This is a genomic window from Fundicoccus ignavus, from assembly GCF_009659375.1.
GTDB classification, from domain to species: domain Bacteria; phylum Bacillota; class Bacilli; order Lactobacillales; family Aerococcaceae; genus Fundicoccus; species Fundicoccus ignavus.
This window is the reverse complement of the sequence record NZ_WJQT01000006.1, coordinates 15,696-31,752: the sequence shown is the minus strand read 5'-3', so window position 1 is coordinate 31,752 and position 16,057 is coordinate 15,696. Positions and strand designations below refer to the sequence as shown.

The 16,057-nt window shown below is 34.8% G+C and carries 17 protein-coding genes and 1 riboswitch; of the genes, 15 read left to right on the top strand and 2 right to left on the bottom strand.

Annotated features, from left to right (window positions below):
* Positions 1 to 9 precede the first annotated feature (9 nt).
* The 8 genes from GF867_RS05795 (at position 10) to GF867_RS05760 (ending at position 8,575) form a co-directional block, all read left to right on the top strand.
* Positions 10 to 1,821 carry a hypothetical protein gene (locus tag GF867_RS05795; RefSeq protein WP_153832163.1) on the top strand — a complete coding sequence of 604 codons (1,812 nt, stop codon included), beginning with the start codon at positions 10 to 12 and terminating at the stop codon, positions 1,819 to 1,821.
* Positions 1,814 to 3,217, top strand: coding sequence for a hypothetical protein (locus GF867_RS05790; RefSeq protein WP_153832162.1), 1,404 nt, complete (start codon positions 1,814 to 1,816; stop codon positions 3,215 to 3,217). Before GF867_RS05795 ends, GF867_RS05790 begins: the two co-directional genes overlap by 8 nt.
* Complete coding sequence (locus GF867_RS05785; protein ID WP_153832161.1) at positions 3,214 to 3,642, top strand: phage holin family protein; 429 nt, start codon at positions 3,214 to 3,216, stop codon at positions 3,640 to 3,642. The genes GF867_RS05790 and GF867_RS05785 overlap by 4 nt, the downstream gene beginning before the upstream one ends.
* Before the next feature lies 1 nt (position 3,643).
* Positions 3,644 to 4,666 (top strand): N-acetylmuramoyl-L-alanine amidase, encoded by a 1,023-nt coding sequence (locus tag GF867_RS05780; protein ID WP_153832160.1) that lies wholly within the window; start codon positions 3,644 to 3,646, stop codon positions 4,664 to 4,666.
* Positions 4,667 to 4,812: 146 nt separating this feature from the next.
* Positions 4,813 to 4,986, top strand: coding sequence for an SHOCT domain-containing protein (locus tag GF867_RS05775; protein ID WP_153832159.1), 174 nt, complete (start codon positions 4,813 to 4,815; stop codon positions 4,984 to 4,986).
* A 57-nt stretch (positions 4,987 to 5,043) separates the two neighbouring features.
* Complete coding sequence (locus GF867_RS05770) at positions 5,044 to 6,600, top strand: recombinase family protein (RefSeq protein WP_172973968.1); 1,557 nt, start codon at positions 5,044 to 5,046, stop codon at positions 6,598 to 6,600.
* Positions 6,600 to 7,010 carry a recombinase gene (locus GF867_RS05765; protein WP_153832157.1) on the top strand — a complete coding sequence of 137 codons (411 nt, stop codon included), beginning with the start codon at positions 6,600 to 6,602 and terminating at the stop codon, positions 7,008 to 7,010. The genes GF867_RS05770 and GF867_RS05765 overlap by 1 nt, the downstream gene beginning before the upstream one ends.
* Positions 7,007 to 8,575 (top strand): recombinase family protein, encoded by a 1,569-nt coding sequence (locus tag GF867_RS05760; RefSeq protein ID WP_366927761.1) that lies wholly within the window; start codon positions 7,007 to 7,009, stop codon positions 8,573 to 8,575. Before GF867_RS05765 ends, GF867_RS05760 begins: the two co-directional genes overlap by 4 nt.
* Before the next feature lie 68 nt (positions 8,576 to 8,643).
* Here GF867_RS05760 and GF867_RS05755 read toward each other — a convergent pair whose 3' ends face one another.
* Positions 8,644 to 8,961, bottom strand: coding sequence for a hypothetical protein (locus GF867_RS05755; protein ID WP_153832156.1), 318 nt, complete (start codon positions 8,959 to 8,961; stop codon positions 8,644 to 8,646).
* 71 nt (positions 8,962 to 9,032) lie between these two features.
* Positions 9,033 to 9,130: riboswitch (SAM riboswitch) on the bottom strand.
* 337 nt (positions 9,131 to 9,467) lie between these two features.
* Here GF867_RS05755 and GF867_RS05750 point away from each other — a divergent pair.
* The 3 genes from GF867_RS05750 to GF867_RS05740 all read left to right on the top strand — a co-directional run bounded on the left by GF867_RS05750 (position 9,468) and on the right by GF867_RS05740 (position 12,637).
* A complete protein-coding gene (locus tag GF867_RS05750; RefSeq protein ID WP_153832155.1) occupies positions 9,468 to 9,770 on the top strand; it encodes an LPXTG cell wall anchor domain-containing protein in 303 nt (100 codons plus the stop codon).
* A 176-nt stretch (positions 9,771 to 9,946) separates the two neighbouring features.
* Positions 9,947 to 11,803: a DNA/RNA helicase domain-containing protein gene (locus GF867_RS05745; RefSeq protein ID WP_153832154.1), complete on the top strand. Its 1,857-nt coding sequence runs from the start codon at positions 9,947 to 9,949 to the stop codon at positions 11,801 to 11,803.
* A 645-nt stretch (positions 11,804 to 12,448) separates the two neighbouring features.
* Complete coding sequence (locus tag GF867_RS05740; RefSeq protein ID WP_216650269.1) at positions 12,449 to 12,637, top strand: SPOR domain-containing protein; 189 nt, start codon at positions 12,449 to 12,451, stop codon at positions 12,635 to 12,637.
* Positions 12,638 to 12,750: 113 nt separating this feature from the next.
* Here GF867_RS05740 and GF867_RS05735 read toward each other — a convergent pair whose 3' ends face one another.
* Complete coding sequence (locus GF867_RS05735) at positions 12,751 to 13,590, bottom strand: aminoglycoside 6-adenylyltransferase (RefSeq protein ID WP_153832153.1); 840 nt, start codon at positions 13,588 to 13,590, stop codon at positions 12,751 to 12,753.
* Between the two features lie 208 nt (positions 13,591 to 13,798).
* On the opposite strand from GF867_RS05735, the gene GF867_RS05730 reads away from it, so the two are divergent.
* From GF867_RS05730 to GF867_RS05720, 4 genes are read left to right on the top strand one after another with little or no spacing between them, the layout of a single operon-like run.
* Complete coding sequence (locus tag GF867_RS05730; RefSeq protein ID WP_153832152.1) at positions 13,799 to 14,026, top strand: SHOCT domain-containing protein; 228 nt, start codon at positions 13,799 to 13,801, stop codon at positions 14,024 to 14,026.
* A 53-nt stretch (positions 14,027 to 14,079) separates the two neighbouring features.
* Positions 14,080 to 14,208: a hypothetical protein gene (locus GF867_RS14190; RefSeq protein WP_301538505.1), complete on the top strand. Its 129-nt coding sequence runs from the start codon at positions 14,080 to 14,082 to the stop codon at positions 14,206 to 14,208.
* A 15-nt stretch (positions 14,209 to 14,223) separates the two neighbouring features.
* Complete coding sequence (locus tag GF867_RS14335; protein ID WP_366927771.1) at positions 14,224 to 15,642, top strand: recombinase family protein; 1,419 nt, start codon at positions 14,224 to 14,226, stop codon at positions 15,640 to 15,642.
* Complete coding sequence (locus GF867_RS05720) at positions 15,639 to 16,055, top strand: recombinase family protein (RefSeq protein WP_253940756.1); 417 nt, start codon at positions 15,639 to 15,641, stop codon at positions 16,053 to 16,055. Before GF867_RS14335 ends, GF867_RS05720 begins: the two co-directional genes overlap by 4 nt.
* Positions 16,056 to 16,057: the final 2 nt, after the last annotated feature.

The window sequence follows — 16,057 nt, the reverse complement described above, 5'->3', positions numbered from 1 at the left end:
AGGTAGAAGATGCATCTGACGACGAAACGTTTTCAAGAAGTAATTAATCAACCATCCCGAAAATTTTCTTGGTCAGGTAAACTTTATCTTCGTGACGGTGAGACGATTGACTTTACCGACAAAGAAATATTGAAAGGTACAGGGTATATTCAGCGATCTTGCTCAGGTTCTTCAGAATTAGAACTTGGATCCGTTTATGCTTCAGAGTTTGGTTTGAGCTTATTTACCAATATGGATCGTTATCGATTAGAGAGAGCACAAATTTCTTTAAGGTATCATTTGCACTTTGATGATGGGAATCAGGAGTCTATTCCTATGGGAATTTTTGAAGTTAGTGAAGCAAATCGATCGAAGAAGCGATTAGAACTCAAAGGATATGACTTCATGTTGCGCTTTGATCGCCCCATTAGTATCAGTGAAACTTTTGGTACTGCCTTTGAATTATTAACGTTTATTTGTGAAAGATGTCGAGTGCAACTTGGTATGTCTGAAGCACAAGTACTGATCTTACCTAATGGGACTGAAATGCTGTCTATTTATCCCGAACATGATATTGAAACTTATCGAGATTTACTCCATTATTTAGCATCTACTTTAGGAAGCGTGGCCTTGATTGACCGTTACGGACGCTTAGTTCTAAAACAGTATGGAATAACTCCAGTAACACTAATTGAAGCTAAACATCGATTTGATTCAAGTGTTTCAGATTTTAAGACTTATTATACGGCTATAAACTCAACCAATATGAAAACAAAATTGGCAGAATATTATGCCTTGGAACAAGATACAGGGTTGACTATGAATTTAGGAGTCAATCCATTTATGCAGTTAGGACTAACTGAAAAAAGAGAACGGATGTGTCAAAGGTTATTAGAGGCTGTTAGCCAGATTTCCTATACTCCTTTCGATGCAACGACAATTGGAAATCCAAGCTTAGACCCTGCGGATATGATTGTGCATTTATATGAGAGAGAGGCCGTTCAAGGACTTATAACCAATATTGAATATAAAATTAACGGTAAACATCGAATTTCAGGTGTGGGTAAGAACCCCAATTACGCTCAAAGTAAAAGTAAGCATGATAAGAATCTTGTTGGTATCTTAAACAAAATTGAGTCGGAACATTTGATTGTTCATTCTTACAGCAATTCCAAAGCATTCGATTTATCCACTGAAGAAATACCTATCATCAGAATTGATTTTGCTTCGGATAAAGAAACAGAAGCTTTGTTTAATGCTTCTATATTATTGGATGTTAGGACCAGTACTGTAGAAAATAAAAAACAAGTGAGTTTGTTGCCAATTACATCGGGATCAGATCCACCTGTCGAATCAATAATGTATGAAATGATTGAAGAAAAAGAAGTACCGACTAAGGTTATTGTGACTTTTATCTTGAATCATGAACGAATAGATTATCACGTACCGATTGAAACATATTCAAATGGGCAACATGTACTCAACTTATTTCATCCATTATCCAATCTGCAGGAGAAAACAATGAATAGTTTTTCTGTCATGATGTGCTTGGAGAGTGGCAATGTACATATTGAAAAAGATCATGCGATTGCGGCTATCAGTGGTCAGTCATTAGGAACTACTGAGGTTTGGGATGGGAAATTGGAAATGACTGAATGGTGGAGTAAAGTAACACTAAATCAAGGTATGCTGTATCAAAGGAAATTACTTGAAGGATTTCAAATAGGACTACATCAACCTCAAGCTAATATTTTTGATGAATCAGTAAGTCGATATGTTCCAAACGGTCTTGCATTAAGAGGTTGGAAAGAATCAGTATCTACGGAGGTGGAAAATGTATAAAGGACAAACTGTGATTGAGTTGGAGAATGTTCGTACTCAAGAAAAAGAAATCATTAAAGAAGAAAATCTTGTAACGAATGCTGTTGCGGATATTTTTCGATATAACCCTTCAGGGCTCTTGTATCCTATGGGGCAATCTTCATCGGGTCGATTTGATCAGGATATTTTCCCAATAGCAAATAATTGCTTTGGAGGAATTTTATTATTTGAAGAAGCTTTATTGGAGGACCCTAACGATTACTTTGCTTCAACTCTTAATCCGATTATAGGCTATGCGTCGAATGATGTGAGTGCAACTGAAAATCCTAAAAGAGGAAGCTTAAATCAAACAGAATCAATGATTCTGAATAATGGTTATAAATTTGTTTGGGACTTTTCTACTTCCCAAGGAAATGGGAGGATCTCCTCCTTAGCATTAACCCATTATCAAGGAGGTAAAGCCTATTACGGGGATGCGGAAGCTTCTGGTAATTCTTTCATACAATTGAGCCGACATTCAAAAAATTTATCTGTTGAAGATTCAGAACTATTCATTGGGATGGTTGAAGCAGACCTTACTACTAATACTATTGTTTCTTTCGTACACAAAGTAGATAAAACGATCGATATTGTGAAGGTTTATGAACCGATGTTGAGTATTGGCCTAAATGACACAGTTATTGCGCTGTCTCCTCAAGTGTTAGAGCGTAAAACGATTGATTTAACTGAATTTTATAACGGTATTACTTATTCTTCTAATGCAGGTTTTCTTGATGGAAAAGATGGTTTTTATTATGGCTTTGCTGTTCAAACAGAGTCAAAAAATAATAGAACAATAATGAATCGATTAAAAGTTAACAAGCAGGACTTTGCATCATCGATTGATACTTGGCTGTTGGAAGGAGTATTAACTTATTCTCCAGGAACCTATAGTCGTTCAAATACGGGCCATTTAAATCGCTCAATCCACAGTCTAATTGAACGAGGTTATTTATATGTACCAAATTCTGATTTAACTCAGATATACAAAATAAATGTTAATAACCCTGTGGATATATCAAGTATAGATTTAGGATTTAAGTCAAGTTTTACATCTGGGACCGACGCACGAAATTATATTTATAAGTGGGGAAATTATATTCGTTGTTATGATTTCTTGCTCGATGAAAATGATCGAGTGATTCCAATAAAAGGGGAGGGACTGTCTCATATTTCAACACCATTAATTGAAATTGGTCCTTATCGATTGGGCTATTATTTAATAAATTCTTATAGCATTGCAACTTTTTCAAAAACTTTGTATCTTCATACGCCTTATTTAGGAACGATTAATAATTTATCGACTCCAGTTTTAAAGGCTGCGGATAAGACGATGAAAATTACCTATACCTTAACTGAAGTGGAGGAAAGTGTATGAGAGAATGTATAAAATTTTTTGAAGTCATTGCGATGGCTCTAGGAGCAGTGTTGGGCTGGTATCTAGGCTCACCCGATGGCTTTTTTTATGCTTTAGTGGCATTTGTGGTGGCGGATTATGTGACAGGTGTTCTACGTGCAGTAGTAGAGCGAAAACTGTCGAGCACTATTGGTTTTCGAGGGATCGCTCGAAAAATTATGATTTTTATCTTAGTAGGTGTAGCACATTTGATTGATACTTTTGTGGTACCTGATGCCAACGATGTAATTCGTACTGCTGTCATTTTCTTTTATATTGCAAACGAAGGCCTATCTATTATTGAGAATTCAGCCGCGCTAGGGCTGCCTATACCAACGGAGCTGGCAATAACATTGAAACAATTACATAGAGAAGAAATAAATGAACAAGATGAGGAGGAGAATTAATATGGCGACATTACGACCGATTAAAAAAGATTTAACCCAAGTGAACCGAGGAGCTAAAGGAGCAAACAGACCCCAATGGATTGTGATTCATTTTGTGGGTGCGTCTGGTCAAGCCCAGGCTAATGCGGATTATTTTAGACATACTTTCCGGTCGGCTTCAGCTCATTATTTTATTGATCCACAGCGAATTATTCAAGTGGTAGAAGATGATACTCCAGCCTGGCATATTGGTGATGGATTTAACTCTGGATTAGGTCAATACAATGGGTATCACCGTTATGGGGCGACGAATAATAACTCCATTGGGATTGAAGGCTGTCAGGATACATCAACTGGTAAAAATGTATGGTACTGGGATTTTCATCCAAAGACTTATGAGCAAATGTTATTATTAACGCTACACTTACAAGAAAAATATAATATTCCTGATAGTCGAGTTATCCGTCATTATGATGCGTCAGGAAAAATATGCCCGGGAAATTGGCAATGGAATAATTGGGCTAAGTGGCATCAATTTAAGTTGGATCTCAGTCACCTTAGAAAAAATGTGTCGGATAACTCGTTAACATCGGATTCTAAGATTGATGATGGTTCTCAAAACCTTGAAGCCACCTATACGATTCAAGTAGGAGATACATTGAGTAAGATCGCGAAAAACTATAAAGTGTCGGTGGATGATTTAGTTTTATGGAATCAGATTGAAAATAAGAACTTAATTTATCCTGAAACTAAGCTATTTGTTCAGGCACCAGATAAAGTAAGAAGTGAGTGTTCGGGTATAAAACAAGCTGGAAAAGTTATCCCTAGAAAAGGTCAGTTTAAATTTACCGATACAGTGAATGTACGAAATCAGCCAGGTGCTTACGGTAAAGTACCAGAACAGTATAAACCAGGCGAAACCGTCAAATATGATGAGGCCCTTGAATCCGGCGGGTTTATTTGGCTGAAATATCAATCATACCAAGGAACCACTCAATATGTAAGTGCAGGGACACCAACAGTTCCTTACGGGAAATTTATTTAATCATCTTAATCAAGCCTACATTGACAAGTTGTCGTGTAGGCTTTTTTATTTTGTGTTAAACCATCCGAATGAGGCTATTCTCCTGGCTAATTATAGAGGTTACTCAAAGTCACTCTAAATGTCCCAAGAGAGGTGGAGGTGGTTAGATGTTTCAAGAATTATCAATAGATAAAGCGATGAACGAAATACAATTTGCCAAAAGTTTACAAGTCATCACGAAAATGAAAGAAGAGGGGCTAATAAGCCTAATTGAATTCAAAGAAATCAAAATTGCATTAATCGAACTTTATCGCCCGTACTTGGCCGAATTGATGCTATAAACGTTGATGTATAGCTGATTGAGAGGTAACATGTCACATGCCGAAGGAGGTGAAAAAGTGAAGAAAGTAACTAAAATAGAAGCCAATAAAGCTAATAAAACTAGGAAGATTAGAGTAGCGGCTTATATACGTGTTTCGACCGCGATGGATGCTCAAACAGAGTCTTTTGCAGCCCAAGAAAGACATTATCAACAACTATTTAAACAAAAACCTGAATGGGAACCAGTAGGAATTTACGCTGACGAAGGAATTTCAGGAACAAATTTGCAGAAAAGGGACGGCATTCAACGGTTATTAGAAGATTGTAGAGCAGGAAAAATTGACTTAGTGTTAACAAAGTCAATTTCTCGGTTTGCCAGAAATCTAACCAACTGTTTAGAAGCGGTGCGTGAATTGAGTTCGATGGGAGTGGCTATTCACTTTGATAAAGAGAACTTGAATACTCTGCAGATGGATGGCGAGTTATTGTTGTCGATGTTAGGTGCATTAGCAGAAAGTGAATCTAAATCTATATCAGAAAATAATAAATGGTCGTTTAAAAAACGTGTTGAAAATGGTACTTACAAGCATGTGAGTGCTCCATTTGGCTATGAAATTTTCAACGGACAATTAGTGATTAATGAGGAAAAAGCCAGCATTGTTCGAACTATTTTTAACTGGTATTTAGCGGGGGAGGGCACCTATGTTATTGCGAAAAGGCTAGATGAATTAAAAGTTAAGCCAGAAAGAGGTGTTCAATGGATGGATACTTCAGTGATGTGTATTTTGAAGAATGAACGCTATATCGGAGATTCTTTATTTCAAAAAACTTATACAGACAGTCAATATAAAAGACGTAAAAATAACTTTGATGTCGATATGATGTATGCCCAAGCTACCCATGAGGCCATTGTTGAACGTAAGGTATTTGATCAAGCCCAACAATTAATTAAACAACGACAAGCAGTTATTTTGAAGAAAGATACAAAGGTTTACGCTAATGTTTATGCTCTATCCGGTCGTATTCACTGTCAACATTGTGAGGTGACCTTTAAGCGCCGAACGCACTATCTTTCTAAGGACAGAAGTTATATTGCTTGGACCTGTAATAACAGGTTAAAAGATACGAACTTATGCCATACAAAATTTATAAAGGAAATGTATATTGAAGAAGCATTTGTTCGAATGATGAATAAGTTAGTTTTTGGTCGAAAGGAAGTTTTAGAACAAACAATCGCTCGGTTGATGAAATTGAAACCAGAAGATGAGAGTCGGGTGCATGAATTAAAAAGCAAGTTGAAAGAAGTTCAAAATAAGCTCCACACTTTATCTAAGTTGTTAGATTCCAAAGATGTTGACAATAAGTTCTATTTGAAAGAGGAAGCTTACTTGCAAAATATGAAGAAAGAATTGTTGGCAGAGCTGAGAAGGACCAGTATGGAAGACAACCAATATAGCTACCAGATTCAAGAAATGAAAAGTTTATTCAATGCAGTCAATCAAAATTCATATTTTAACTTTTATAATGAAGCATTACTGGAGCGTTTTGTAAAACGAATAGTGGTAGAGGATCGTAAAACCATCATTTTTGAATTAACATGCGGACTTCATTTGAAAGAAGAGGTGAGGGTCTAGTGGCAAGAGTATATTTTGGTTATCAGATGATTGAAGGGGAGATAAGCATTCATCAAGAAGAAGCGGATTGTTTAGTAGAGTTATATGAAAGCTATCTTGAAGGCGAGAGTTTAACTGCTGCTGGTAAAAAAGCAGGTATTGATAAACCACATGGTCCTTTGGGAAGACTGTTGAAGAATGAAGTTTATGTTGGGAATGCTGTTTATCCAAGGATTATTAATCAAGATACGTTTCAACGAGTCCAACAGGAGAGACACCAGAGAAGTAAACGATTAGGACGAAATTTTGAATTAGTTAAGGATAAAATAGTTATTGTTAATAGTTTTAAATGGAGAGAAGAAGCACCGGATGCACTCAATCCTTTTGAAAGAGCAGAAAATTTTTATCAGTTAATTGAGGTGATTATGTGACATCAAAAAAAGTTAAAGTATTGACGATACCAGCGAGGCGACAAGTTAAAACGGAAGAACATCAAAATGAAGCCAATAAGTTAAGAGTTGCTGCTTATTGTCGAGTGTCAACTGAAAGTGAAGAACAAGCAGGGAGTTTTACCACACAGGTAAATCACTATACCAATTTTATAAGTAGAAACCCTGAGTGGCAGCTGATTGATATCTACGCAGACGAAGGGATAACAGGAACCAACACCAAGAATCGTAAAGAGTTTAATCGAATGATTGATGAATGTATGGCAGGAAGGATAGACTTAATCATCACAAAGTCTATTTCACGGTTTGCGAGAAATACAGTCGATTGTTTAAACTACATTCGTCAATTAAAAGAAAAAAGAGTGGCGGTATATTTTGAAAAAGAAAATATCAACACCCTGGATTCTACGGGCGAGGTACTCATTACTATCATGGCCTCTCTCGCTCAGCAAGAAAGTGAGTCAATTAGTAAGAACGTGACGATGGGACTTCGGTATCGATACCAGGAGGGACAAGTATTTGTAAATCATAGAAAATTCTTAGGATACACAGTTGATCAGGAAGGTAAATTAATTATAAATCCTAAACAGTCATGGATTATCAAACGAATTTTTAAAGAATACCTAGAAGGAAAAGGAACGGGTATCATTGCAAGAAAGTTAATGGAAGATAAAGTGCCGACTGCTACAGGAATTTTGAAATGGACGAGTAACGATATCAATCGAATTATCGCTAATGAGAAATACATGGGAGATGCCTTGTTGCAGAAAACTTACACGGTTGATTGTTTAACTAAGAAAAGAGTACCTAATGATGGCAGCGTTCCTCAATATTATATTGAAGATAACCATGAAGCGATTGTCTCTAAAGAGATTTATAACTTAGCTCAAAAAGAAAAAGCGAGAAGAAGCAATCTTTATTCCGGCAAGAAGAAAAAACATCGGCTCTATCAAGGAAAGTTTGCCTTAACAGGAATTACCCAATGTGGTAAATGCGCCGATATTTTTAGGCGAATTACTTGGACATACAAAGGTAAGAAGACTTATGTATGGCGGTGCGTGACAAGAGTAGAAAAGTTATGCGAATGTGAATCAAGAACGATCAATGAAGAAGACTTGCACAAAATAATTGTTGAAGCTATTAATCAGTATATGGCAAATAAAAGTGAAGCGGAAAAAAATATTGAATTAATTATTCGAGATATGTTAGATAAAAAATATGATGAACCTTTCGATGATATTGAGGAAGAATTGCATCAACTACAAAAGAAATTATTAGACAACCTTAGTGATGAGACACATGATCAAATCGTTGATAAACTTGAAGCAATGCGAAAAGTGAAGCAAGACATTTTAGTGAAAAATGCAAGCCGCGAAGAAAAGCGGAAACGATTAGCAGACATTAAAGCATTTTTAAAATCAGCACACACTGATATTGAAGAATATGAGGAAAGCTTGGTGACCCGACTAGTCAAAAATGTAGTCATTCACGATGAGAAAGTAGAAGTTGAACTCAAAACAGGCGATACAATCGAAGTAATGCAGTAAAGAGAGCCAAGGCACTATGCAAGTGAGGCATGGTGCTGTGACTCTCTTTTTTTTTTGTACTTAAAAAATTACTTGTTAATTGCTTTGTATTCTACATCAGTGTAAGTGAAGTTAAACAAAAGGTTCAAGATAGCGTCATAATGTTCAGTGCTCATACAATCTTTAAAATTCTCATAGTCATTAATACTAGCGTTCCCAATGCAGCAAAGACATGTTCGACCTATGTGCGCACCTTTTTTCGGCTCTTTTGTACAAACTAAAAAAATCAAATCGTGTTCATCTGGATCTCCAGATTGGCTCCTACGAAACCTCAAGTGAGACATAACTTGTAACTCCTTCAATCCTTTCAGAAACTCCTCTAAACTAATATTCTTTTCTGGTAACAATACAACCACTCCTAGTTATTTATTCAATTAAAAAAGCACAACGAGATTCGTCGTGCCAAATAACTGGGTTAGACTCATCTTTCTCTTTCGAGTTGGATTTAGCACCTTGCCAATGGTAGGTTGCTGAAGCGTCATCGGGCCAATTCCCTCTGCTTACTCTGGATAAGTTGTGATTTTTAATTGTATTAGGATAATAGCATAAAAAGTTTTCGAAAACAAATTCATATAATGATAAAATAAGTTTTCCTTGGTATAATATTAATAATTACAAATGTAAATTTATGAAAGGACTGGGGATGAAGATATTCGTATCTCAATCGATCGTTTAAGAAAAAATAAGTATTTAGATTCACAGTACCCTTTACAAAACTATGTTCTAGAAAAATGGATTAACTGTATTGAAACATAAGTAATGATATCATAACAACCTTCGTGAGTTGGCGTTCAGGCTCGCAGAGGCTCGATATCAATTGATAACCAATTCATAGGAAAAGACCTTATAAATTTTGTACAGTTTAATGTTGACAATCCATAAGCCAAGTAACCAAAGTAACGTTGGAACACCTGAGGGTACAGAAAACCCTAATATTGATGAAAATTCTATAACAACAATCGATTCAGCATCTGAAGCTAAAGATTTAATAGACCTCAAAGATTTACTACCAGAAGATGCTTCAATAAACTACTCTGGAGTTATGCTCCCTCAAACTGGTGAGAGTAATAGCAACTTATGGTTCGCTAGTTCTGCAGTAGCTGTATTGCCAGGTCTTGGACTAATCAAAGGTAGAAAAGAAGATATAGAGCAATAAGAACACAAAATAATTAAATTCTGTACCCAATAATTTCAACCACAGGCTAATTCAATTTAGTCAGTGGCTATAAACTTATTGATGATTTTTTGAAAAATAAATACCGCAATCGGTTACAAATATGATAAATTATATTTAATCATTTTAATATTTATTTTTATGGAAGGATTGATTGAATGAAGGCGAATACATATTTTGATTTTTTAGATAATGATACATATTGCAATCAGATTCAAGAGATCTCTGGCCCCTATGAAGTCAGTGATGAGATTACTACTGCTAGGTTGAAGCTTGCTAAAGGTAATTATTATAAGGCTGGGGTTGTTGGGCGAGATGTCTTGGAGTCAGTCTTGTTGAAAGGCTTTGGGGCACCGAAACCACCTGCAGGGACTCAATCGAATGGAATAATCTGGCGAATTAATTGGTTAAAAGACCGCAAGATAATTAATCAAAAATTCTCTGAAGAATTTCACACTTTGAGAGAAATTGGAAACAAAGCTATCCATGATAAAGATAAAGTAAATAAAGAGATGGCAGCGAAAGCTTTAAAGACAGCTGATTTAACGATACGGTATTTAATTGAGAAGAAAATAGACAAGAACTATGATCATCAATTGAATATTCCAAGTAGTGACAATGAGATTGCCTTAGATTCAATTAAGATAGCGGAAGAGACAGAAAAAATAATCGAGAGTTCAAAAGACTTAGACAAGTCGATGAAATTACAATATGAAAAAGAAAATGAGAAAGTAAAAGAAGATATTCTTAAAGTCGATACTCTTGCACAGAAGATGGATGAGTTGTTCTACCAGATTGCACAATTAGATGATTTACCTGAAGAAAAGAAAACTGAATTCGAAGTAAATAATGAAAAGATTGAAGCTAAATTAGTGCAAAATTACAAGATTGCTAAGGCTACTCAAGAGAAAATTTTAAGTGAAGTTGACTGGATTTATAAGGTTCTTCAGGGTGAGGGGACTGCTACGGATAAACAATCTCGAGCAATCAACGCGACAAATGCTGTATACAAGATTAATGGACCAGCTGGTTCAGGGAAATCGTTAATCCTATTAATAAAATGTTTGAGAGAAATTGATAGCCAAGGTTTGAAAGATGCTGAGAGTGGTCAATCGTCACTATTGAGCAGTGCTAGCAGTAAGAAAAAAGCAATACTTTTCACATATAATAAGTCACTAATGAATTATCTACAAGATATTATTGATAAATTAAAAAACAACCCAAAAACAACTAAAGAACTTAGAGCTAATATTGAGCAGTTAACTATTATTAACTTTGACAAATATGTATGGGATCTTGCTAAAGATTACAGAGTATATCCAGGTTCTAATCTTTCAGATTACGCAGAAAAGTTTAAGTTTATGGTCACTGAATTATCAAATAAAATAAACTTGCCTAAATTTGATATTGTGGCGATTGATGAAGCTCAAGACTTGAATATTAGTGCCATTCAATTCTGTTATAAATTAAAGGACGATAAGTCAGGTTCTAAGTTTTATATTGTCTTTGACGAAGCACAGAAAATATACAATGGTGATTTTACAGCCAAGGCCATTGATTCTGATTTGAATTTCCGTGGGAATGCGATTAATTTGGAAACAAATTTACGAAACCATCCTAATATTGATAAGTTAGCTAAAGCAGTTCTTGATGGGGAAATTAATTCGATTAGGGACATAACTGAAGATTATTTGAGTGATAATGTAAGGAAAATGTCTAAAGATGAGGCTGGCAAGTTCAGAATTGGTAATGATGAGAATGCTGCTTTCTTATTTACAAGTAATCGGGTAAAGAATTCATTTGTAAATACTCAGAACCGACAAGGTATTATGACTTTGGATATTAAAGATAACATGAGACTTAGTTCAGGATATTATGTTGGTACAATCTATTCAGCCAAAGGTCTAGAATTTGATAATGTCTTTATTTTTGATTTTCCTGAAGGTGAGGATAAGAAACAATTAAGGTATGTTGCCAGCTCTAGAGCAAGGAATCAGCTGGTATTTGTAGGATAGATTAGTTGGATAGATATTAAAAATACAACCAGTTTTCTACTGAGATGTAGGAGGCTGGTTTTTTAATTTAGCCAATAAACACTCACCATAGTCAAAATATTAAAGTGCAGTATAATTGATAGTTATAGAACGAAGGGAGGAGAATTACGATGAGAAAATTAATCAATACATCTAAAGAGTTGAATCCAGATAATTTTGTAGGTATTTTAACTAGTTATGATTATTTGGAGATGTATGGAAAAAGCAACTCGAAGTTTAGTTAATTAGATTGAATGATTTTAATTTTGTTTATCTGTTTATTGTTAGCGATAGACAATTTTATAAGTTTAAAAATGACGCATAGTCTTTTCAAAGGGAACAGAAAAATATGTTCTAGTTAGCAGTTAAGTCCCTAAGTCAACCTACTAATTTGCATCAATGGCTTAACCACGACACATGTTGAGACGGTTGTATTGATGGAAAAGTCAGAGAATAAAAGCTTGATATAATGAGGTTCTTGGTGAATCTTATAAGAATTTATTCTAATGGATAGGTTACACTAAGTTGGAAAGATAAAATAACATCGGTCATTTTGTAGGCTATCATAAGTAGATCGCTAGTAATCATGGTGACCCGCGTCATTGGTTTTCAAAACATGATAAGTCAATGGATACGTTCCGGGCAGATGTGAAGAAAGAATTAGCGAAAGGTACGTCATCAACTAAACCATCAACAGGCGGTAAGAAATTATATCGTGTGCAGATTGGTGCTTATAGTGTGAAAAAGAATGCGGATAAGCAGTTGGAAAAAGCAAAGAAAGCTGGCTTTAAAGATGCGTTTGTGAAGTATGAATAAATAAAAACAACCGAGGAGTAGTTAAACTCTTCGGTTGTAACTTAAATGACTATTTGTTATTCCACAATCGCGCCCGTTAGTGGAATAAAAGATGCCTTAATAATTATTGATTTTCATAAGACCATACTTACAATTTTATTTACCCACTTTAAATCCTCTTCAATTTCCAATAATTCACAAAGAGAACTATGGAGATTCTTAAATTCAAGAACGATACTTTTCATAACATTTATAATTTCTTCCGTATTTCTTCCACATTCCCAACTTTTGAGTAGTGACTTTTGCCATTCTCTCAATTCACTTCGATCATCTTCGTATTTAGCCCAATCACCAAACGTATTGGGTTGTATTCCTAAATGCATGTACCAAGCAGTTACTATTGATAAGCGTAATTTATCAATACAATCCAAAGCATAATAATACTCTTGTCTCATTGCTCTTCTATATGCCTCATGCAAATATGCAAAGAATTTTGTCCTCCAATTATCAAATTCATCTACCGATGGTTTATAACTAAGAACCATTGACTGCTTTAATATATCAGTCATTAAACCTTCATTGTCCTTTATTATTTTTATATTTTTCAACCATGTAGATGGTTGAATATCATCTGGACTAAAATAAAAGATATCTACTTTAACAAAACAATCATAGTGAGCAATAGTATAAATTGAATAAGGGTCTAAATTCTCATAATAAAGGACATTGCCCCAGTTTTTAGCATGATTTTTCTTATTTAAAACGTATTCTTTTATTTTGTTAGGTTTGATGACTATTCTAAGATCAATATCTGAATAGACATCTGTGTTCTTATTCCCAACAGATCCACCATAAAAAAATGCAAGGACATTATCATCACTTGATAAATCATTTTCAATTGCGTCTAATATTTTTTTACGTTTATTTGGTAATTTTAAATCTCTTGCTCTATGCCTACTTACAAATCCACACATTTAAAATACCCTCCCTTAACATAATATTTGTTCTGTAAAAATTAATTGTTTTTATTACACAATCTGGCCCGTTTGTTGAATAATCTACTTTCATTATATCTAGAACTTCAATTACATATCAACTATTAATCAACATATTACAGAAATAAGGGTTCGAATTCCCACTTTTTTCGCATATAGGTAGAAGACTATTTAGGAGGAAACCTATATGCGAATGACACAACTCTCACCTAATCATCAAACACCAAATCATAAATCATCAAAACCAACCGAAGAACAACTTCAAAATGAACTTCATTTTCATCTTGCTGAAAAAATGCTTATGAAACTATATGAAGAGAAACTTATTTCTCAGGAAGAATTCAATCAATTAAGTAAATTAAATCGTCAAAAATTCAATCCATTATTAGGCCCTTTAATGTGCGATAAACCTTGATATAACAGTGTTCTAACGCTAATATGTCACATGCGAGAAGGGAGGTTGAGTGGATGAGAAAGATAACAACACTTGATGTGACAACATATTCAGCAGCAAAGTCGAAACAAAAAGTCGCTGCCTATATACGTGTGTCAACATCAAATGAGGAACAGCTAATTAGCTTAGAAGCCCAAAGATGACACTACAAAACTTTAATCGAAAAGAATGATGATTGGCAGCTCGTTGGTATTTACAGCGATGAAGGTATTACAGGAACAAAAAAGGATAGACGACCAGAATTGCTTCGATTAATATCTGACTGTGAAAAAGGAGAGATTGATTTCATTTTAACGAAATCAATTAGTCGATTTGCGAGAAACACAATTGACTGCTTGGAACTTGTTAGAAAATTGATGGACTTAGGTGTGCACATTTATTTTGAAAAGGAAAACATCAATACGAACTCAATGGAAAGTGAACTCATGCTTTCAATTTTAAGTAGCCTTGCAGAAAATGAGTCCGTATCTATATCGGAGAACAGTAAGTGGTCGATAAGGCAAAGATTCAAACATGGGACCTATAAATTATCATATCCACCTTACGGTTACGACTATATCGATGAACAAGTAATTGTAAATGAAAAACAAGCACAAGTAGTCAAGCGAATATTCAATAGTGTGCTTAAAGGAACAGGAACGGAACGAATTGCCAGGCAGTTAAACGAAGAAAAAATTCCAACTAAGCGAAACGGCAATTGGACAGGTTCTACGATACGTGGAATTGTAAGGAACGAAAAGTACACTGGAGATGTGTTGCTTCAAAAGACTTTTACTAATGAACATTTTAACCGAAAAGTAAACCAAGGTGAACTTGATCAATACCTAATTGAAAATCACCATGAAGCGATTATCACACATGCTGATTTTGAAGCGGCTAATCGAATGCTAGAATATCAAGCAAGTCAAAAGAATGTGGCAGTTGGAAATAGAAAATATTTAAACCGTTATCCTTTTTCAGGAAAGATTGAATGCGCGGAATGTGGCGATACCTTTAAAAGGAGAATTCATACTTCTACGCATAGAAAATATATTGCTTGGTGCTGTTCAACACACATCAAAAATAAATATGAATGTTCGATGCTTTTTATAAGGGAAGAACGTATTCATCAAGCATTTATTACAATGATTAATAAACTTATATTTGCTCGAAAAAAAATACTTCATTCGCTATTTGAAACAGTGAAAAATGGCTTTAAACAGGATACAGAAGAAGAACTTGATAATATTGAACTGCAATTGACTGAATGCTATGCGAAGAGTCAAATGTTGAAAAAGCTAATGGATGATAAATTTCTAGAACGGAAATTATATGAAGAGCAACAAGCGAAGATGGATAGACAAATTAACGAATTATTTGAGGATAAGCAACGGTTGCTGCGACTTATTCGCAACGAAGAAGAGCAAATATACGAACTAAAAAGACTAATAAGTTTCACCAATAAACAGCAGGAAGTTGTATCATTTGAAGAAACGATTTTTAACGAATATATTAACAAAATTTGTATATACTCGCCAACAAGAATAGGTTTTTTACTAAAAAGTGGCTTATTACTAAAGGAAGAGGTGAGCAGATGATGGCACATACACCATTTGGCTATCAAATTGAAAACGGTAAAGTAGTCATAAATAAAAAAGAATCGAAACAACTGCAACAACTTTTTCAAGCGTATTTATCAGGATTGTCCTTGGCAAATTCCGCTAAGGAAGCGGGAATAAAGCGAAATCATGGCGGTATTACTCGAATATTAACGGATGAAAGATACTTAGGAACGGATATTTTTCCTACCTTAATATCAAAAGAATTATTTGAAAAAGTGAAGATAGAGAGATATAAACGGGCAAAAAAATTAGGTAGACTAAATAAAAAACAAGAAGAAACCCCGTTTGAAATTCCCACATTCACTATACCAACTATCGATATCAAACATGATAACCCATATAAACAAGCAGAATATGTTTACAGTTTAATAGAAAGTGTGGTGACCTAGAG